The following is an 18444-nucleotide window of genomic DNA, read 5'->3' as shown; positions in this document are numbered from 1 at the left end:
GAGCCTCTGCCATGGCAGACATGATGACCACCCAGGCCGGAGACGCCGGCGCCTTCCGCCACTTCGACCTGACCCGCGTCCCCTCCCCCTGCTTCGTCGTCGACGAAAAGGCGGTGGAGCGGAACCTGGCGGTGCTGGCCGACATCGGCGCGCGGTCCGGCGCGCATGTCCTGTCGGCGCTCAAGGCGTTCTCGATGTTCGCGCTCGCCCCGCTGGTGCGCCAGCATCTCGGCGGCACCTGCGCCAGCGGCATCTACGAGGCGCGGCTGGGGCGCGAGGAATATGGCGGCGAGGTCGCCACCTTCTGCGCCGCCTACAAGGATGCCGACATCGACGAAATTCTCGCGCTGTCGGATCACATCATCTTCAACAGCCCCGCCCAGAAGGACCGCTTCCTGGCCAAGGCTCAGGCCGCGGGGCGGCAGGTGGGGCTGCGCATCAACCCCGAACATTCCGAGGGCGAGGTCGCGAAATACGACCCCTGCGCCCCCTGCTCGCGCCTCGGCACGCCGGTCAGCCAATTGACCGCCGACGCCCTGACCGGCGTGGACGGGCTGCACATGCACACGCTCTGCGAACAGGGGTTCGAGCCGCTGGCGCGCACCTGGGCGGCGGTCGAACCGAAACTCGCCCCCTTCCTGAACGGCCTGAAATGGCTCAATTTCGGCGGCGGCCACCACATCACCCGTAGCGATTATGACCGCGACGGGCTGGTGGAGTTCATCAAACACATCCGCGCCAGATACGGCGTCGAGGTCTATCTGGAACCCGGTGAGGCGGTAGCGCTGGATGCGGGTATCCTGGTGGGCGAAATTCTCGACCTGCCGCACAATGGCATGAACCTTGCCATCACCGACATCTCGGCCACCTGCCACATGCCCGACGTGATCGAGGCCCCCTATCGCCCCGCCCTGATGGACGAGGCCGAAACGGGCCACACCTATCGCCTCGGCGGCCCCTCGTGCCTCGCCGGCGACGTGATCGGCGACTACACCTGGGCCGAGCCGCTGCGGATCGGCCAACGCTTTGCCTTCCTGGATCAGGCGCATTACTCGATGGTCAAGACCAACACGTTCAACGGCGTCCCCCTGCCCACGATCGCGCTGTGGAACAGCGACACCGACGATCTGCGGGTCGTGAAGCAGTTCGGCTACGACGATTTCAAGGAGCGCCTGTCATGACCGGCTTTCTGGACAGTGAACTGACCGAGGCCGAACGCAGCGAAGACGCCCGGTTCCGCGTGATCCCGGTGCCGCTGGAACGCACCGTGTCCTACGGATCGGGCACCGCCCGGGGACCGGCGGCGATCATCGAAGCCAGCAACGAGCTGGAGCGCATCGTGGGCCGCGCCGAACCCTGCGCCGCGGGCATTTTCACCGAAGCGCCGCTGGATTGCGACGGCCCGCTGCCCGAGGTGATGGACCGCCTCGCCCGGCGCACCGAGGCGGCGGTGCGCGCGGGCAAGGTGCCGGTGACGCTGGGGGGCGAACACTCGCTCAGCTACGGCGCGGTGACGGGGGTGGCGCGCGCGCTGGGCGCGCCCGTCGGGATCGTCCAGATCGACGCCCATGCCGATCTGCGCGTGGCCTATCAGGGCGAAAGGCATTCCCACGCCTCGGTCATGCATCTGCTGGTCGAGGACGGCCTCCGCCTGGCGCAGTTCGGCGTGCGAGCGCTGTGCAGGCAGGAGGTGGACAGCCGGACCCGGAACCGGGTCTTCCATGTGGATGCCGAGGATCTGGTGACGAACGGCACCCATGCGGTCGACCTACCCGCGGATTTCCCCGAACTGGTCTATGTCAGCTTCGACGTGGACGGTCTGGACCCGTCGCTGATGCCCGCCACCGGCACGCCGGTGCCCGGCGGGCTGGGCTATTACCAGGCGCTGCACCTGGTGGAACATCCCTTGAAGGGGCGCAAATGCGTCGGCTTCGACGTGGTCGAACTGGCCCCTGACGGCAACGCCGCCTGGGATTTCACCGCCGCGCAGATCGTCTATCGCCTGATGGCCGCCTGCTGAACCTGCCCGGCGATCCAGTCGGCAAAGGCGCGCGCCCGGCGGTTGGCGGCGGCGCGGGCGGTGATGCAGGCGAAATAGCCGCGATCTGACGTCACCCTCCGCGTACAGGCGCGGATCAGGGTGCCCGCGTCCAGATGATCCTGCAGCAGGTGCTCCCATCCCAGCATGATCCCGTCCCCGTTCAGCGCCGCCTGCAGGCAGATGGTGAAGCTGGTGAACCGTTCGGCCGAGCCCGGCGGCCGGATGCGCAGCCCGGTTCCGGCGGCGTAGCGGTCCCAGTCGCGGGTGTGGATGCCATGCACGAGGTGGAGCAGCCGGTGCTCCGCCAGAGCCTCGGGAGGCACCGGCGCGGGTAGGTAGGCCGGGGCGCAGACCGGCACGAGTTCCTCGTTGAAAATCAGAACCTTGTCGATGCCAGGCATCCGCGCCGGTTCGTCGAAGGCGATGATCACGTCCGCCGCACCTTCGTGGTAGCGGTCGCTGAGGTCGCGCGACAGCAGTTCGATCACGATGTCGGGATGGGCGGCGCGAAATCCCGGCAGCCGCCGCATCAGGAAACAGCTTGCGAAACCGATGGTGCTGTCCACGACCAGCGATGCCGTTTGCGCCGGGGCGCGGATCTGTTCGACGGCAGTCCGTACCTGCATCAGACTGCCCGCGACGGCCTGAAACAGGATCTCGCCCTCGGGCGTCAGGGTCACGCCGGGGCGGGTGCGGTGCAGCAGGCGCACGCCCAGATCGGACTCGAGATCCGCGATGCGGCGGCTGACGGCGGGTTGCAGCACGTTCAATTCGCGCGCGGCGCGCGAGAACGTGCCGTTGCGGGCCACGGCCTCGAAGGCGGTCAGCAATCGCCAATTCGTTTCGGGCATGTCTATTCCTTTGGGGAATGGAGTGCATTTGCATTTTGCGCATTTGCGGACGGAACGAAAGCCCGTAGCGTCGGCGGAAACGTGTTTTGGTGGAGACACGATGCCGGACACCCGGTCATATGTCCCGACGGCAACTGCGCTGGAGCGGCTGGGCGCATTCGTGTCGGGTTTTTCGCAGGTGCCGGATGACCGGGTGCGGGGCATCCTGCGCGAAGGGGTGTTCGACGTTCTGGGCTGCATCGCCGTGGGGGCGAGCACATCCGTCGCCCGCAGCGCGCAGGCCGCCGCACGCGCCATGGGCGATGGGACGCAGGCCGTCTACGGCACGGGGCTGCGGGTCGGGCGTTCGGCCGCCGCGCTGGCCAATGCCACCGCCGGGCACGCGCTGGATTTCGACGATTGGGAGATTCCCGGCAATACCCATCCGAGCGTGGTGATCCTGCCCGCCCTGCTGGCCGCCGCCGGGGCCGACACCTCGGGCGCGGATCTGGTGCCCGCCTATCTGGCCGGGTTCGAGGTGATCGCGCGGCTGGGCGAGGCGATGAATTTCGAGCATTACGACCGCGGCTGGCACACCACCGCGACTTTGGGGGCGCTGGGCGCGGCGGCTGCGGTGGCGCGGCTGCTGCGGCTCGGACCGGAACAGGCGAGCCATGCGCTGTCGCTGGCGACCAGCCGGGCGGCGGGCTATACCTGCCAGTTCGGGTCGCATGCCAAGCCGATGCAGGCGGGATTCGCCGCGCAGGCGGGGCTGGACTGCGCCTTGCTGGCCCGGGCGGGCGTCACCGGGCAGCGGCATGTGCTGGATCATCCCAGGGGCATGGCCGCTCTGACCGGCACCTGCGACCGCGCCCGGCTGGAGGAGGCGCTGGCGCGGCTGGGCGAACCGCTGGCGCTGGGGGACTACGGGCTGATCCTGAAACCCTGGCCCAGTTGCGGCTATACCCACCGGATCATGACCTGCGCGCTGGAGCTTGCCCCGCGGATCGGCTCGCCGGACGAGATCGAACGGATCGATGCGCATCTGCCCGATTTCCACCATGCGATCCTGCCCTTCGCGATGCCGGCGACGCGCGCCGAGGCCCTGTTCAGCCTGCCTTTCGTCTGCGCCATGGGGCTGGCGCGGCAGGCGCTGACGCTGGCGGATGTTGAGCGCCCGGTCTGGGAGGCGCCCGACATCGCCGGGCTGATCGCACGCACCCATGTGCATCCGGTCCGGCCCGCGCGGCCGCATCTGAACTATGACCCGGACGAGCCCGACCGGCTGACCGTCACGCTGAGGGACGGCCAGCGCCTGAGCGCGGCCTGCGCCTATCCGGTCGGGGCGCCGCAGAACCCGATGCGCCCGGACCAGCTGCGCGCCAAGTTTCTGGCCAATGCGGGGCCGTTGGGCGCCGGCGTGGTCGATGCAGTGTTGGCGTGGCCGGACGCACCGTCGATCCTCGACCTGCTGAGACCGCTGGAGGCCGAAGGATGAGCCGGCTGCGGTCCGGCCGCGCCGCTCGGCGCGCGGAACGGGTCAACGGCGCCGGGTCCGGTCCCACCGCCGCGATCTGGCCGGGGATCGAGGGCGGGCGCTATCGCCCGATCCCGCAGGACGGCATCCGGGCCATCCACGACACCGCCCTGCGCATTCTGGCCGAGGTGGGGCTGGCCCGCGCCACCCCGCGCTGCATCGACACCGTGACGGCGGCGGGCGGCCGGTTGACCGAGACGGGGCGGCTGCTGTTTCCGCGCGCCACGGTGGAGACCGTGTTGGAAACGGCGGGGCGCGGGTTCAAGCTGTACGGTCAGCGGCCCGAACACGACCTCGACCCGTCCGGCACCCGTATCCATCTGGGCACCTCGGGCGCGGCGGTGCACATCATCGACAGCGAAACGCGCAGGGTGCGCGACAGCACCTTGCAGGATCTCTGGGACATGGCGCGGCTGGCCGAGGCGCTGCCCAACATCCACATGTTCCAGCGCACCGTGGTGGCGCGCGACCTGACCGATCCGCACGAGATGGAGCTGAACACCGCCTATGCCTGCGCGTCGGGCACCGCCAAGCCCATCGGCACCTCGTTCAGTTCGGCCCGGACGATGCGCGACGCCATCGACATCTTTCACCGCATCGCCGGCGGCGAGGCCGCGTGGCGGGCCAGGCCGTTCTGCTGCGTCTCGACCTGTTTCGTCGTCCCGCCGCTCACCTTCGCCGAAGAGGCGCTGGGCATCATCGAATGCGCCGCCGAGACCGGCACGCCGCTGAAGCTGGTCTCGGCCGGCCAGGCCGGCGCGACCTCGCCCGCGCCGCTGGCGGGCGCGGTGGCGCAGCAGACCGCCGAGGTGCTGGCCGGTCTGGTCTATGTCAACCTGCTGAACCCCGGCCACCCGGCCCTGTTCGGCGCGCTGCCCTTCGTCAGCGACCTGCGCACCGGGGCGATGTCGGGCGGCTCGGCGGAACAGGGCGTGCTGATGGCCGCCTGTGCGCAGATGGCGCAGTTCTACGGCATTCCCTGCGCGGTCTCGGCGGGGATGACCGACAGCAAGATGCCGGATTTCCAGGCCGGCTACGAAAAGGGCATCACCGAACTGCTCAGCGCGCTGGCCGGCGCCAACCTGATCTACGAGGCGGCGGGCATGTACGGGTCGCTGCTGGCGGCGTCCAAGGAAAGTTTCGTGCTGGACAACGACCTGATCGGCTCGGTCCTGCGGGCGACGCGGGGGATCGACGTGACCGAGGACACGCTGGCCTTTGACGTGATCCGCGAGGTCTGCGTGACCGGGCCGGGGCATTTTCTGGGCGCCGGGCAGACGCTGGACCGGATGCAGTCGGATTACTATTACCCGGCCATGGCCGACCGGCGGACGCCGCAGGAGTGGGGGGCGTCGAACCCCGAGGATCTGCTGGACCGGGCGCGGGACAGGACGCGCGCCCTGCTGGCCGCGCCGCCGCCGTCACATATCCCGCCCGAGGTGGATGCCGAGATCAGGCGGATCTATCCGATCCGCCTGCCCTGACGCTTACCCGGTTCTGCCGTCCTCGGCGGTTTCGTTCAGCTCCATATGGCCTTCGCCCCGGTTCAGGACGCGGCGCAGCATCGGTTCGAAGAATTCCAGCGGCCTGGTCGGGTAGTCCGGATCGAACGCCTTTTGGTCGTACTCGTGACAGAAATACCGGCAATCCTCCCAATAGGGGCTGTCACGGTACTTGTCGCGGGCGTTGCGGTCGCCGCCCAGGTGGTGGTTGTAGTAATAGCCCTGGAAGACGCAGTGATGCTTGAGAATCCAGTGGGTGCGGTCGCTGACATAGGGCTTCATCATCGCCGCCGAGAGCTCACCGTGATTGTAGGGCGACAGGATGTCGCCGATGTCATGCACCAGCGCGGCCACCACCAGTTCCTCGTCCGCACCGTCTTCGTAGGCGCGGGTCGCGGCCTGAAGGCAGTGCTGATAGCGGTTCACCGGATAGGGCGTCCAGTCCTCGTCCAGCGAGCGGATGGCGTCGAGAATGCGGTCCGGCAGGGCGGCGTTGTAGGCTTCCTCATATGCCATGACCGCGTCCCAATCGGCCTTGGTCGCCTCTTCGAACGTGGTCCAGGTGGGTTTGTGGGTCTTGTCCAGCATGATCTGTCCTCTGGCCTGAATCTGCCGAGAGGATAGACGAGTCGCGTTGCGCAAAAAAATGAATTGATTTTATCATTCCGATAAAAAAATACTTTCACATGCAGATGAAGGCGCTGACAACCTTTCTGTGCGTGGCCGATACCGGCGGCTTTCACGCGGCCGCGCGGCGGCTGAACGTGACGCAAACCGCGGTCAGCGCCCGCATCCGGCAGATCGAGGAGGCGACCGGCAAGGCCCTGTTCACGCGCGGCGTCGGCGGCACCGCGCTGACGGAGTTCGGACGCCAGTTCCGGCCCTATGCCGAGCAGATGGTGTCGCTGTGGTCCTTCGCATCGAACGATCTGCCGGCGCAGACGCAGAACCGGGTCGCCTTTAGGCTGGGGGCGCAGCTGAGCATCTGGGATCCGCTGCTGGTGGATCTGGCGGTCAGTTTCGAGGAGCATTTCGGCAAGCTGCTGCTGACCCTGAATTACGATCACGACCTGAACATGGTGGATGCGGTCGCCACCCATGTCCTCGACGCCGCGCTGACGCACGAGAAACCGGGCGATGCGCGCACGATCTGTCATGCGCTGCCGCCCGAACGGCTGATCCTGGTGGAAACGCCGGGCGCCTCGGACGGCGTGCCGCCGCTGTTCGTCAATCTGGAGCTTGGCGACCTCTACCAGGATCACGTGCGCGGGGCGGCGCGGGCCGCCTCGGGGCAGACGATCTTTCTGGGCAACTGCATGATGGCGTTGCGCTATGTGCTCCGGCGCGGCGGGCGGGGGTTCTTCCCGGCTGGCGTGGTTGCCGAGCATGTCGAGTCCGGTGCGTTGGTGCCGGTGCCCGGAGCGCGCGACTTGATGCTGCCGCTCTACCTCGTGTCCCGCCCGGACGCCGAGGTTCGGGAACTGATCGACGAGTTGCTGAGCTGCCTTGAGGCGCTGCGCGAGTGAACGCCGGTTCCGGCCCTGGATGTCAGATCAGCATCTCCAGCCTGGCCCCCGGAAAGCGCGCCAGAGCCTCGGCCATGCGGTCTCGGGGCAGGAGGCAGAAGGCCGTCGAAAGCCCGTCCGCCACGGCCGCGCCGGGGGCCGAAACCGAGACCGCCCGATGCAAGGACACGCCGCCGCGTGGGTCGAGGATATGCCCCTGCCCGGCGCTCAGCATGGTGGCGTCAGGGGCCGAGGTGGCCACGGCGCGGTCGCTGAGGGTGATCCGCTGCCGCACCGCCCGGTCGGGCCCGAGCAGGCCGACGCGCCAGGCCGCCCCGTCGGCGCGTGTGCCCAGCGCCGCGATCTCGCCCATGTCCACCAGCACGTCGGTCAGCCCGTGCGCCCGCAGCAGATCGGCGATGCGGTCGGTGATCGCGCCCTGGGCGATTCCGTTCAGCGTCAGCGCGGATGTGCCGGGCCGGGCCAGACGCACGCTGTCGGGGCGCACCCGCACCTTGTCCCAACCAACGGAGGCGCGGGCCTGTTCGATCTCGGCGCGGGGCCGGCCAAGGGCCAGCGCCATCCAGAGCGGCTGCACCGTCGGGTCGAAGGCGCCGCCGGTGGCCTGGTGCAGCGCCGCGCACAGGCTCAGCACGTCCAGCAGTTCCGGCGCGGGGGATGACAAGTGGCCCGCGGCGTTCAACCGGCTCAACTGCGAGTCGGGCCGGTAGAGGCTGAAGATCCGCTCCAGCCGGTCCAGTTGCGCCTCGACCGCGGCAATGACGGGCGCAGCCTGCGCGTCGTCCAATCCTTCGATGCGCAGGCTGGCCCCGGCCCCCAGCGCGGTTCCGCGCCACCGGGCAACCGGTGCGCCAATGGCACCTGCGGGCAGCGCCGCGCAGGCGGCCGAGATGGTCAGAAAACGACGGCGGGATAGGCGGGTCATGCCGGGGTCTCCAGTGTCATGTCCAGATCGACCGGGCCGAGAACCTCGGCATCCGGGATGTCGGCCAGTCGCATGGCCGAACCGCCGTAGCGGGCGATGAAATCTTCCGCGGCGCCGGGATCGGCAAAGGGCACCACCTCGGGGGCGCCCATGCCGCCGGCGACATCGGCGCCGACGACGAAGGTCGCGCCCTCGGCGGCGATCCAGTTGGAGATGCCCGGCGAGGCCCAGCTGGGGGCCACGCCCATGTCGCTAACATAGACGGCGGTGATTTCGGCGTCGCGCTCGGGGCTTTTGAGATAGGCCAGCATGTCGCGCACCTGCGCGAAGAACAGCGGTGCGGGATGGCCCTGCAAGTGGATCTGCCCCTTGGGGCCGCCATGTTCGGCCACGTTCATCTGGCAGAAATAGCTGAGCGCGGTTTCGGTCAGGTCCATCGGCGCGGGCGGCGCGGCGGCCTGTTCTTCTTTGCAGGCCGCGAGAGCGACCAAGGCGATCAGGGCGATACGTTTCATGGTTCGACCCTCCGGAAAGCGAGCCGGGCCAGGCCAAAACCCAGCACCGGCCAGATCAGCAGCGAGGCGGGCGCCGCCCAGGCCGGCAGGGCCTGCGCCGCGCCGGTCATGCCGGATGCCATGGCCACGCCTTCGGTTGCGGCGATGTTCCACAGACGGAATGCGTCGGCCGGGTTGGCCACCATCACCCAGGGAAAGACGGATTGGGTGAAGGTGCCGCCCTGATCCATGACCACGGCCCCCAGCAGGCCGAGATCGTAGAGGACGACAAAGACGAGCCAGAGCCCGGCCGACAGACCCGCCGCCGCCGTGGCGCCCCGTGCCAGGGCCGACAGCAGGTATCCCAGCGCCAGGAACACGGCGCCCAGCAGGATGGAAGTGAGGATGAGGCGCAACAGCGCCGTCAGGCTTTCGGGGCCGGCGCCGCCGAACCAGGCGGCGACCGCGCCGGCGGTGCCGAAGCCCACGGTCATGGCAAAGGCGAGCGCCGCCAGATGGGCGGCGAACTTGCCCAGCAGGATTTCGCCGCGCCCGGCCGGATAGGACAGCAGCAGCGCCAGGCTGCCCCGGTCCACGTCGCCGGCGATGGCGTCGAACGAGATCATCAGCGCCAGGAGCGGCGCGAGATAGACCGACAGGGTGGTCATCGAGGCAACCGAGACTGTCAGCATGTCCACGCCCAGCGTGCCGGTGGGGGCGCTGCCCGCAAAGGTCAGGGCCAGCGCGAACAGCACCATGATCAGGGTCGCGACCAGCAGCCAGCGGTTGCGGCGCAGGATCAGCATTTCGGCGCGGGTGATGGCAAGAAAGCGGGTCATTGCAACTCCTCCCGTGCGTAGTGGCGATAGAGGTCTTCGAGCCGGGGCGGCGTCATCTCGACATCCGCCACCGCCTCGCCCAGACCGGCGATACGGCGCAGCGCCTCCATCTTGTCGGCGGGCAAGCACAGCAGTTCGACCGACGCGCCGTTGATGCGGCTGCCGCCCAGTTCCGCGGCCAGCGCCTCGGCATTGTCGGTGGCGCGGACCCGCAGCCGGATCGGCAGCCCGGCCAGCGCCGACAGGTTGGCCAGCGTGTCGTCGGCCACCATCCGGCCCTTGCGCATGATGGCGATGCGGTCGGTGCGGGCCTCGACCTCGGTCAGGGCGTGGCTGGCGATCAGCACCGCCGTCCCCTGCCCGGCCAGCTCGTCGATGATGGCATAGAGATCCTGGCGCGACAGCGGATCGAGCCCGCTGGTCGGTTCGTCCAGCAAGGCCAGCTTCGGCCGACCCAGCAGCACCTGCGCCAGGCCCAGACGCTGCCGCATCCCCTTGGAATAGGTGCCGATGCGCCGGTCGAGCGCGTCACCGAGCCCGACCCGTTCGAGCAGGCCGGGAATGTCGGCGCCCTCGCCCGAGAGCCGGGCGAACAGGGTCAGCTGCTCGCGCCCGGTCAGCGCCGGATGGAACGAGACCGCCTCGGGCAGATAGGCCGTGTCGCGGCGGGCGGCGGCGCTGCCGGGGGCGGCTTCGCCCACGCGGATGGTTCCGCCATCGACCGGGATCAACCCGAGGATGGACTTGATGAGGGTCGATTTGCCCGCGCCGTTGTGGCCCAGGAGCGCAACACGCTCGCCGGGGGCAAGGATCAGGTCGATATCGCTGAGGACGCGGATCCTGCCGCGGTCCTTGCAGACGTGTCGGATGGTCAGGGCCTTATCCGTCATGAGGCACCTTTTGCATGGCTGGGGGTTGGGGGGCTTGCATCAGGGGATTGCTGTCGATCACGCCGCCCGGCAGCAGCGCCGGGAACGCGGATTGCGACCAGCGCACCAGCTGCACGGCGGGGGAACCGAGCAGCAGCTTGGCTGAGGGTTGGGTCCACAGCACATGGTCCATCGAGTCATTGGGGCGATAAGGGGCGTCGGCGATGCCGTCGCCGTTCACGTCATAGGCGGCGAAATCGGACCAGTAGTTGCCGCGCCCGTCCTCGGACCATTCGACCCAGCGGGTCGAGACGTATTTCACCTGCGTCCGGTTGCCGACAAAGGCGTTGCCGACGATGCGGTTGCCTTCGGACCCGGCGGTGAAGTGGATGCCGATGCCGCATCCCTGGAACCAGTTGTCCGAAAACTCGTTCTTGTTGGCATTGTAGAGGAAGGTGCACTTCTCTTTCGCACCCATCACCACATTGCCCGAGATCACGCTCTGGTTGGCGTAGTTCAGCATGACGCCGTGTTCGCGGTCGTCGATGGACACGTTGTCGATGACCTTCACGCGCTTGGTGAACATCACCGCATAGCCCAGATCGTTGCCGATCGAGACATTGCCCGAAACCTCGGAATGGTCGGCATACATGTAGTGCACGGCAAAGCGCAGGTCGCGGAACAGGTTGTTGCGGAACACGTTTTTCTTGGACGAGTTCACGAAGATGCCGTCGCGGCCATACTGGATGTCGTTGTCTTCGACCACCGCGCCGGGGGCGTTCCAGACGTAGACGCCATTGCCGCGCGCGTTCATGTGGCGGTCCTGACGGCCTTCGATCCGGTTGCCGCGCACGATGCTGTCATCCGCGCCGTGGATATCGACACCGTAGAGGTTGCCGATCAGCACGTTGTCCTCGACCACGGCCGCGCGGGCGGTCTTGGTCAGCTGGATGCCGCTGTCGATGCCGTCATGGTCCGAACCCGAGCCGATCACCGTCAACCCGCGCAGGGTCACGTCCGGGCCGGTCACGGTGATGACGCTGCCGGTGCCCTGTCCGTCGATGGTGGCCCGGCCCTGCCCGTCGATGGTGACGGGCCGGTCCAGAACCAACCGCTCTTTGTACGTGCCGGGCGACAGGCGGAGGGTGTCGCCATCCGCCGCCTGCGCCAGTATCTCGTTGATGGCCCCCGCCCGGTTGGGCACATCCCAATCCGCCGCCCAGAGGGGCGAGCCGAGCAGGAGCGGTATGAGCAGGGGCCAGCGCATCTTAGGCGCTCCGAGGCTCGACGAACATCCGTCCGCGCATCTCCATGTGGAGCGCGTGGCAGAACCACTGGCAATAGAACCAGTGCACGCCCGGACGGTCGGCGATGAAAGTGACCGAGGCGGTGGCCATCGGTGCGATTTCCATCGCGATGCCGAAGTTCGACAGGCACAGCCCGTGGGTCACGTCGTCCACGTCATCGAGGTTGGTGACATAGAGCGTGACTTCGTCGCCCTGCTTGACGGTGAACTTCTCCAGGCTGAAGGTCGGCGCGGTCGAGGTCATGTAGACGCGGACCTTGTTGCCGTCGCGGATCGGCTCGTCGGCGCCGTCTTCCAGCACCACACCGTCCGCCTCGGCCTGTCTGCGGGCATCCTCCCACATCGGGTCGTTGCGGTCCCAGACATTGACCGGGTTGACGATGTCGCGACGCACGATGATCGAGTCATGCGGCTCGGCAAAGGTCGGACCGTCATGGACCACCTTCATCTTGTCGCCGGAGATGTCGATCAGCTGCTCGTTCTCGGGTTTCAGCGGACCCACGTTCAGGAACCGGTCCTTGGAGAACTTGTTCATCGAGATCAGCCACTTGCCGTCGGCCTCGGCGGTTTCGCCCATCGAGGTCGAGTTGTGGCCCGGCTGATAGTGCACGTCCACCTTGTCGAGGATCGGGTCAACGTCCTCGCCCGCGAACTGGCGGATGGCGGCGTCGATGTTCCACTTCACCACCTGGCTGTCGAGGAACAGCGTGGTAAAGGCGTTGCCCTTGCCGTCGAACGCGGTGTGAAGCGGGCCAAGGCCCAGCTGCGGTTCGGCGACGATGGCGGAACGCGGATCGGCGTTGTCCGTGAACAGCGCATCGACCTTTTCCACATCGATCACGGAAACGGTCGGGGACAGCTTGCCGTTGATCATGATGTGCTTCTTGTCGGGCGCGGCGTTCACGCCGTGCGGCGAGTTCGGGATCGGGATGTAACGGGTGTAGTTCTTGCCCGACTCCTTGCGCCCGTCGACGACCTTGACACCGTTCAGCTCCTGATAGTCGCCCGCGGCGATGCCGGCCTCGATTTCCTTGAGGTTGAAGACGACCACGTGGTCCAGCTCGTTCTCGGTCATCTCGGCCAGGTTCATGCCCATCTCCGAGTTGTACGAGGTCGAGAAGGCGTATTTGCCCTGATAGTCGCAGTCGGTGTTGTCGAGGTTGCCCGACACGATCACCTGCCACGCGATTTCCATCGTGTCGCCGTCGATGGCGGTGAAGATGTTCACGTATTGCGACGGATCGTCCAGGATCTCTCCATCGTTGACCAGAGGGGCCTCATGCTCGCCATTGGCGAAGACATAGCCGGTGCGCGGGAATTTCTGCGGGCGCAGGCCGTGGATGTCATGCGCGTTCGGGATCTCGATGATCTTGTCGCATTTCATCACGTCGCAGCGCACGCGGGCCACGCGGGTGTTGGCCTTGTCGTTCATGAACAGATAGCGGCCGTCATAGGTGCCATCGGTGAACGACATGTGCGGGTGGTGCAGGTCGCCGTTGTCATAAGTCACCTTGCCGTTGGCGGCGAGGTATTCCTTGGTTTCCGGCAGCAGCCCTTCGGTCAGCACCTTGAGCGACTCGTTGGTCTGGCCCCAGCCGGTGGCAGAGCAGCGGTTGAACACCGGCACCCGCATCAGCTCGCGCATGGAGGGCACGCCCAGAATGCGCAGCTCACCGGTCTGGCCCGAGGACCAGAAGCCGTAATATTCATCCAGTTCGCCCGGCTCCAGGGCGGCGTTGGCCGCGGCGCTGGCCTCTTTCGCGGTCATCAGGGTCGAACCCAGACCGGTCCCGGCCAGCACGGCGCCGGTGGCGGTGGCCCCCAGCATCCCGCGACGGGTGATGTTCAGTTTGTTCTCGTGTTCCGACATGATCGTTCCTCCTTTCAGGAAACTACTTTCGGTTTGGCGTTCGGATGGTTCGCCGGTGGTGGTCCGAGAGGGGTCTTGAGATCGACCGACCCGGTCTTGGCTCGCCGTTTCAGCTGGCGGATGACGACGGGACACTTGGTCTCGGACTGATAGAGCACCTGGCAATGCAGGCAGGTGACGCATTCGTTCGGGTTGATCTCGCCGGTCGGGTGGATGGCCTGGACCGGGCATTCGTTGCGGCAGGTCTGGCAGGGACTGCCGCAATCCTTGTAGCGCCGCAGCCAGTCGAACATGCGGATGCGCGCCGGGATGGCCAGCGCCGCACCGAGGGCGCACAGGTAGCGGCAGTAGAATCGCTCGACGAACAGCCCGATCGCCAGCAGGCCGACGGCAAAGACCACGAACGGCCATTCGCGGACGAATTTCAGGATGATCGCGGTCTTGAACGGCTCGATCTCGGCGAATTTCTCGGCCAGCGGGATCGAGACGATGGACAGGCCGAACAGACCCAGGAAGATCATGTATTTCAGCGGCCAGAGGCGTTCGTTCAGGCCCCAGGGCAGCGACCATTGCGGCACCTTCAGGGCGCGGGCGATCTTGTTGGTCAGCTCTTGCAGGGCGCCGAACGGGCAGAGCCAGCCGCAATAGGCGCCGCGGCCCCAGAACAGCAGGGCGGCGGCCACGGCGAACCACTGGACGAAGACCAGCGGATCGAGCAGGAAGGCATCCCAGGTGAAACCGCTGCGCAGGCTGCCGGCCAGCGCCATAATGTTCACCACGCTCAGTTGGGCATTAGCGTACCAGCCGATGAAGAACAGGGTCATGGTCAGGAACCCGATGCGGAACCAGTAGAACACCCGCGCGTTCATCGTGGCGTGGAACTGGAAGAAGAATGTCGCGGTCAGCACCAGCAGCATCACGCCCAGAACCGCGATCTCGACCTGCCGGTCCTTCCAGATCCGCTGCCACAGGGCGGTCTTGGCGGCCGCCTCGCCGGTGGCGTCGTCTACCACCGCGGGGGCGGCGGCGGGCAGCAGGTAGCGTTCGGGCAGCTTGTAGCCGAGATCGAAGGTCAGAAAGGTCTTTTCCACCGCGCCAACGGCCCGTTGCGCCAGCAGTTGCAGGCGGAAGGGCGCGGCGGGATCGAACTCCGCATCGGCGGGGATCTTGAAGATGTCGAGTTCGGCAAAGCTCGGCGCATCGGGGGCCGCGACCGCGCCCAGACGCCGCTGCTGGCGGTCGAAGAACCGCACCGACCGGTCGCCCTGGATGAGCTGAATGCGGTCGAATATCCCGCCGCGGACATAGCCGGAGCCCTTGAAACTATAGGCCCCGCGGCCCAGCACCAGAATGGCGTGCTCGCCCTCGTCCAGCCAGTTCATCAGGTTCTGGTATTCGGCTTCGCCCAGCAGGGACTTGCCGATGGACGGCACCGAAACCAGGGCCATGTGCATGTCGATGAAGGTGTCGTCGGGCGCGCCCGGTTCGGGCCGGTTGATGGCGCGCTGGTCGCCGGTGGCCTCGAACGCCGCGTTGATCTGGCCGATGTCGAGGGTCATCCGCCGCACCGAGCCGTCGCCCGACAGCGTGGCCCAGTCATAGGTTTCGGTCTGGGCCATGTCGATTTCGCGCCTGGGGCCTTCCGGTTGCACGGGGGACAGGCCGCCGAGGCCCAGGGCGCGGGACACCTTGATCCCGGCGCGCACCAGGCTGTCGTCGATCACCATGATCGTCACCGTCGCGCCGGAAATGATGTCGAGGTCATGCCCCTCGCCGCCGGTCGCCGCCTCGCGCTTGAGATCGAGCCCGGCATAGCCTTCGGTCAGATCGACCATGCGCGAGTTGGGAATGCCAATGAGAACAATGGGTTCCGAGTGCTTGACGAGCTTCACGCCGGTCAGAACCGCATCGCCGTCGATGGCGGCGACCACGTGGATGGGCTTGCCGGAATAGCCGGTCGTGCCGACGAAATCCGAGGTCAGGAAGGCCCAGGCCACGGTCTCGCCGCCCTTGCGAACGGGGGCGACTTTCACGTCGTCGCGCACCGGGCCAAAGGAGTCGGCGCCGGGGGCGAGTTCGGACGGGTCTATGTCGGGAAGGAAGCTGGCGAGGCTGTCGGCCTGCGCGGTGGCGGCGCCGAGGCAGAACAGAACGAGGGCCAGCAGAGTATGAAATGCGCGCTTCACGACCACGGCGCACCTCCGGTTGCTTGGGTTGACGCCATGGACGCGCGCGGGGCGCGGTCGGTTCTCGTGTGCGGCATGCGCGGGGGACCGCGGCCGCGGGTCCAGAATTGCGCCGGATCGTCCGGTTTGTACGCCCCGTGAGCCCCGTATCTTCCGGTTTGTACGAAACGGATCGGGGCGATCGCGGGCAGGTCGGGCAGCGGCGCGTCGGCGGTCGCGGCGCACAGGACGCAGCGCGCGCAATCCGGGCAAGAGGCGGTGTGGGTTGAATCCTGGTTCGGAGTCACCTGAACCCACACCGCCCCTGCCTCCGAGCAGATCTCCATCCATTCGCCCTGCTCCGCGCTCGCCAGCGACGGAGCGATGAGTTGCAACAGCAACAGGAGGATGCCCAAGACCCCGGCCACGTTAAGGGACGCGCGAACGGTGGAACGAGGGTTTGGACGGCGGGCGAACATGAAACATCCGACTCGGAATTGGTCTGTGACCCGAGTCCTATGCCTGCGCCCGGACGGGTTACTTGACTTTGGTCAGGCCGTGCCCGCCGTTTCGATCACGTTTTGGTCCGAGTCGTTGATTCGGTTCGGAAAACCTCCGCTATCGCCATTTGACCGGTCCGACCTATACTCCTTTCGCAAGGTCAAAGGCCCGGTGCCGGCACCGGGCCGGACCACGTTGATTGACGGAGTACCGGAGGACATTGAATGACCAGCCTGGTTTGGAAAGCCGCCGCCCTGGGCACCGCCCTTGCCTGGACGAGCGCGGGCGCGGCGCAGGAGATTGCCGACACGATCTATACGGGTGGGCCGATCCTGACGATTGCCGACGCCCGGCCGACCGCCGAGGCGGTGGCGGTGAAGGACGGGCGCATTCTGGCGGTGGGCGATCTGGCCGATCTGACCCGGCATCAGGGCGCCGAGACGCAGATCTTCGATCTGGACGGGCGGGCGATGCTGCCCGGCTTCGTCGATAGTCACGGGCATGTGGTCATGGGCGGGCTGCAGGCCCTGTCGGCCAATCTGCTGGCCCCGCCGGATGGCGACGTCACCGACATTGCCAGCCTTCAGGCGGCGTTGACCGACTGGGCCGCGCAGAATGCCGAGGCGGTGGACCGAGTGAAGATGATGGTCGGCTTCGGATACGACAATGCGCAGCTGGCCGAATTGCGGCACCCGACGCGGGACGATCTGGACGCGGTGTCCGAGGATCTGCCGATCGTCATCGTCCACCAGTCCGGGCATCTGGGCGTGGCCAATTCCAGGGCGCTGGAACTGGCGGGCATAGATGCCTCGACCCCCGATCCGGCGGGCGGCGTCATCCGGCGCGATCCGTCCGGCGAGCCCAACGGCGTTCTGGAGGAATACGCGTTTTTCACCGTGCTCGTTCCCATGCTGTCCGGACTGGGGCCGGACGGGATGACCGCGTTCGCACGCGCGGGCTCGGAGCTTTGGGCGAGCTACGGCTACACGACGGCGCAGGAAGGCCGGAGCGCGGCGGCGGTGGTCGAAGCGCTGAAGGCGCTGGATGCCGCCGGCGGGCTGGAGGTTGACGTGGTGGCCTATCCGGATGTGCTGGAAGACCGGGACTATATCGCGGCGAACGTGTCGAAGGAGTACACCGGGCGGGTCCGCGTGGGCGGGTGCAAGCTGACCATCGACGGCTCGCCGCAGGGGTTCACCGCGCTGCGCGATCGCCCCTATTACGATCCGGTGGGCGACTATCCGCCCGGCTATGCCGGCTATGCCTCGGTCACGATGGAGCAGGTGCAGGAGGCGGTGGACTGGTGCTATGAACGGGGCGCGCAGATCCTGACCCACGCCAATGGCGAGGGCGCGTCGGACATGCTGATCGCGGCGCTGGAGTCGGCTCAGGCGACATACGGCGATCCGGGCAATCGCCCGGTGCTGATCCACGGCCAGTTCCAGCGCGAGGACCAGATCGACAGCTACAAGCGGCTGGGCGTTTTTTCGTCGGTCTTTCCGATGCACACCTTCTATTGGGGCGACTGGCATCGGGATCACACGGTCGGGCCGGTGAATGCGGAGAACATCTCGCCCACCGGCTGGATCCGGCAGCGCGGGTTGATGTTCGGCACCCATCACGATGCGCCGGTGGCGCTGCCCGACAGCATGCGGGTGCTGGCGGCGACCGTGACGCGCCGAACCCGGTCCGGCGACATCCTCGGCCCGCATCAGCGGGTCGATGTGATGACCGCGCTCAAGGCGATGACGATCTGGCCGGCCTGGCAGCATTTCGAGGAAGACGACAAGGGCAGCATCGAGGCCGGCAAGATCGCGGATTTCGTCCTGCTGTCGGACGACCCGACCGCCGTCGATCCGGAAACGCTGGCCGAGTTGGAGGTGCTGGTCACGATCAAGGAGGACAAGGTGATCTTTGAAGCCGAGGAGGGCGTCCGCGAGGGCCATCTGAGGATGTCGCCCTTTGCCGCCGATCCGGCGCTTGCGCATGAGTTCCTGCACGCCATCCATGAAGGACTGGGCCGGATCTAGGGTGCGGCG

Annotated in this window: 16 protein-coding genes; 6 read left to right on the top strand and 10 right to left on the bottom strand. The window is 67.3% G+C overall.

All coding sequences use genetic code 11. The annotated features are described in order from the left end of the window. Positions 1 to 11 precede the first annotated feature (11 nt). Together nspC and speB are read left to right on the top strand one after the other, a co-directional pair. Entirely contained in the window at positions 12 to 1181 is a 1170-nt protein-coding gene (gene nspC / locus AC2FNJ_RS11590) for a carboxynorspermidine decarboxylase (protein WP_496764394.1), read from the top strand. Beyond that, positions 1178 to 2020 (top strand): agmatinase, encoded by an 843-nt coding sequence (gene speB, locus AC2FNJ_RS11585; RefSeq protein ID WP_496764393.1) that lies wholly within the window; start codon positions 1178 to 1180, stop codon positions 2018 to 2020. The genes nspC and speB overlap by 4 nt, the downstream gene beginning before the upstream one ends. Here speB and AC2FNJ_RS11580 read toward each other — a convergent pair. Further along, on the bottom strand, positions 1996 to 2892 hold the full coding sequence (locus tag AC2FNJ_RS11580) for a LysR substrate-binding domain-containing protein (protein ID WP_496764392.1): 897 nt from the start codon (positions 2890 to 2892) through the stop codon (positions 1996 to 1998). The genes speB and AC2FNJ_RS11580 overlap by 25 nt on opposite strands. A 100-nt stretch (positions 2893 to 2992) precedes the next feature. Between AC2FNJ_RS11580 and AC2FNJ_RS11575 the strand changes: the two genes are divergently transcribed. After that, complete coding sequence (locus tag AC2FNJ_RS11575; RefSeq protein WP_496764391.1) at positions 2993 to 4369, top strand: MmgE/PrpD family protein; 1377 nt, start codon at positions 2993 to 2995, stop codon at positions 4367 to 4369. Next, positions 4366 to 5892: a trimethylamine methyltransferase family protein gene (locus AC2FNJ_RS11570; protein WP_496764390.1), complete on the top strand. Its 1527-nt coding sequence runs from the start codon at positions 4366 to 4368 to the stop codon at positions 5890 to 5892. The genes AC2FNJ_RS11575 and AC2FNJ_RS11570 overlap by 4 nt, the downstream gene beginning before the upstream one ends. Positions 5893 to 5895: 3 nt before the next feature. Here AC2FNJ_RS11570 and AC2FNJ_RS11565 read toward each other — a convergent pair whose 3' ends face one another. Further along, positions 5896 to 6498: an HD domain-containing protein gene (locus tag AC2FNJ_RS11565; RefSeq protein ID WP_496764389.1), complete on the bottom strand. Its 603-nt coding sequence runs from the start codon at positions 6496 to 6498 to the stop codon at positions 5896 to 5898. Positions 6499 to 6602: 104 nt separating this feature from the next. Here AC2FNJ_RS11565 and AC2FNJ_RS11560 point away from each other — a divergent pair, with 104 nt between their 5' ends. After that, positions 6603 to 7436, top strand: a complete 834-nt coding sequence (locus tag AC2FNJ_RS11560; protein WP_496764388.1) for a LysR family transcriptional regulator — start codon at positions 6603 to 6605, stop codon at positions 7434 to 7436. A 22-nt stretch (positions 7437 to 7458) separates the two neighbouring features. Here AC2FNJ_RS11560 and AC2FNJ_RS11555 read toward each other — a convergent pair whose 3' ends face one another. Genes AC2FNJ_RS11555 through AC2FNJ_RS11520 form a run of 8 tightly spaced genes read right to left on the bottom strand, consistent with a single transcriptional unit; the run spans position 7459 to position 16383 of the window. Continuing rightward, a complete protein-coding gene (locus AC2FNJ_RS11555; protein ID WP_496764387.1) occupies positions 7459 to 8361 on the bottom strand; it encodes an FAD:protein FMN transferase in 903 nt (300 codons plus the stop codon). Beyond that, positions 8358 to 8876, bottom strand: coding sequence for a nitrous oxide reductase accessory protein NosL (locus AC2FNJ_RS11550; RefSeq protein ID WP_496764386.1), 519 nt, complete (start codon positions 8874 to 8876; stop codon positions 8358 to 8360). The genes AC2FNJ_RS11555 and AC2FNJ_RS11550 overlap by 4 nt, the downstream gene beginning before the upstream one ends. Then, positions 8873 to 9694: an ABC transporter permease gene (locus tag AC2FNJ_RS11545; protein WP_496764385.1), complete on the bottom strand. Its 822-nt coding sequence runs from the start codon at positions 9692 to 9694 to the stop codon at positions 8873 to 8875. Before AC2FNJ_RS11545 ends, AC2FNJ_RS11550 begins: the two co-directional genes overlap by 4 nt. Then, positions 9691 to 10584 (bottom strand): ABC transporter ATP-binding protein, encoded by an 894-nt coding sequence (locus AC2FNJ_RS11540; protein ID WP_496764384.1) that lies wholly within the window; start codon positions 10582 to 10584, stop codon positions 9691 to 9693. Before AC2FNJ_RS11540 ends, AC2FNJ_RS11545 begins: the two co-directional genes overlap by 4 nt. Continuing rightward, positions 10574 to 11830, bottom strand: a complete 1257-nt coding sequence (locus AC2FNJ_RS11535) for a nitrous oxide reductase family maturation protein NosD (protein ID WP_496764383.1) — start codon at positions 11828 to 11830, stop codon at positions 10574 to 10576. Before AC2FNJ_RS11535 ends, AC2FNJ_RS11540 begins: the two co-directional genes overlap by 11 nt. 1 nt (position 11831) lies before the next feature. Further along, entirely contained in the window at positions 11832 to 13739 is a 1908-nt protein-coding gene (gene nosZ / locus AC2FNJ_RS11530; protein ID WP_496764382.1) for a TAT-dependent nitrous-oxide reductase, read from the bottom strand. A 14-nt stretch (positions 13740 to 13753) separates the two neighbouring features. Beyond that, the gene (locus tag AC2FNJ_RS11525; protein ID WP_496764381.1) at positions 13754 to 15931 is read right to left on the bottom strand and encodes a 4Fe-4S binding protein; all 2178 of its coding nucleotides are present in this window, start codon (positions 15929 to 15931) and stop codon (positions 13754 to 13756) included. Beyond that, positions 15922 to 16383: a DUF2946 family protein gene (locus tag AC2FNJ_RS11520; RefSeq protein WP_496764380.1), complete on the bottom strand. Its 462-nt coding sequence runs from the start codon at positions 16381 to 16383 to the stop codon at positions 15922 to 15924. Before AC2FNJ_RS11520 ends, AC2FNJ_RS11525 begins: the two co-directional genes overlap by 10 nt. 246 nt (positions 16384 to 16629) lie before the next feature. Between AC2FNJ_RS11520 and AC2FNJ_RS11515 the strand changes: the two genes are divergently transcribed. Further along, the gene (locus tag AC2FNJ_RS11515) at positions 16630 to 18435 is read left to right on the top strand and encodes an amidohydrolase (protein ID WP_496764379.1); all 1806 of its coding nucleotides are present in this window, start codon (positions 16630 to 16632) and stop codon (positions 18433 to 18435) included. Positions 18436 to 18444: the final 9 nt, after the last annotated feature.

It is taken from the genome of Ruegeria sp. BHSB196, from assembly GCF_059613135.1.
Note: the sequence above shows the minus strand (reverse complement) of the source record. Positions and strands in the feature narration are given on the sequence as shown.

Excerpts from the sequence above, each read along its gene's own strand:
- speB (WP_496764393.1), top strand. The coding sequence starts at position 1,178 with ATGACCGGCTTTCTGGACAGTGAACTGACCGAGGCCGAACGCAGCGAA.
- AC2FNJ_RS11565 (WP_496764389.1), bottom strand. The coding sequence starts at position 6,498 with ATGCTGGACAAGACCCACAAACCCACCTGGACCACGTTCGAAGAGGCG.
- nosZ (WP_496764382.1), bottom strand. The coding sequence starts at position 13,739 with ATGTCGGAACACGAGAACAAACTGAACATCACCCGTCGCGGGATGCTG.
- AC2FNJ_RS11550 (WP_496764386.1), bottom strand. The coding sequence starts at position 8,876 with ATGAAACGTATCGCCCTGATCGCCTTGGTCGCTCTCGCGGCCTGCAAA.
- AC2FNJ_RS11545 (WP_496764385.1), bottom strand. The coding sequence starts at position 9,694 with ATGACCCGCTTTCTTGCCATCACCCGCGCCGAAATGCTGATCCTGCGC.
- AC2FNJ_RS11575 (WP_496764391.1), top strand. The coding sequence starts at position 2,993 with ATGCCGGACACCCGGTCATATGTCCCGACGGCAACTGCGCTGGAGCGG.
- AC2FNJ_RS11570 (WP_496764390.1), top strand. The coding sequence starts at position 4,366 with ATGAGCCGGCTGCGGTCCGGCCGCGCCGCTCGGCGCGCGGAACGGGTC.
- AC2FNJ_RS11535 (WP_496764383.1), bottom strand. The coding sequence starts at position 11,830 with ATGCGCTGGCCCCTGCTCATACCGCTCCTGCTCGGCTCGCCCCTCTGG.
- AC2FNJ_RS11520 (WP_496764380.1), bottom strand. The coding sequence starts at position 16,383 with ATGTTCGCCCGCCGTCCAAACCCTCGTTCCACCGTTCGCGCGTCCCTT.
- AC2FNJ_RS11580 (WP_496764392.1), bottom strand. The coding sequence starts at position 2,892 with ATGCCCGAAACGAATTGGCGATTGCTGACCGCCTTCGAGGCCGTGGCC.
- AC2FNJ_RS11555 (WP_496764387.1), bottom strand. The coding sequence starts at position 8,361 with ATGACCCGCCTATCCCGCCGTCGTTTTCTGACCATCTCGGCCGCCTGC.
- AC2FNJ_RS11560 (WP_496764388.1), top strand. The coding sequence starts at position 6,603 with ATGAAGGCGCTGACAACCTTTCTGTGCGTGGCCGATACCGGCGGCTTT.
- AC2FNJ_RS11540 (WP_496764384.1), bottom strand. The coding sequence starts at position 10,584 with ATGACGGATAAGGCCCTGACCATCCGACACGTCTGCAAGGACCGCGGC.
- nspC (WP_496764394.1), top strand. The coding sequence starts at position 12 with ATGGCAGACATGATGACCACCCAGGCCGGAGACGCCGGCGCCTTCCGC.
- AC2FNJ_RS11515 (WP_496764379.1), top strand. The coding sequence starts at position 16,630 with ATGACCAGCCTGGTTTGGAAAGCCGCCGCCCTGGGCACCGCCCTTGCC.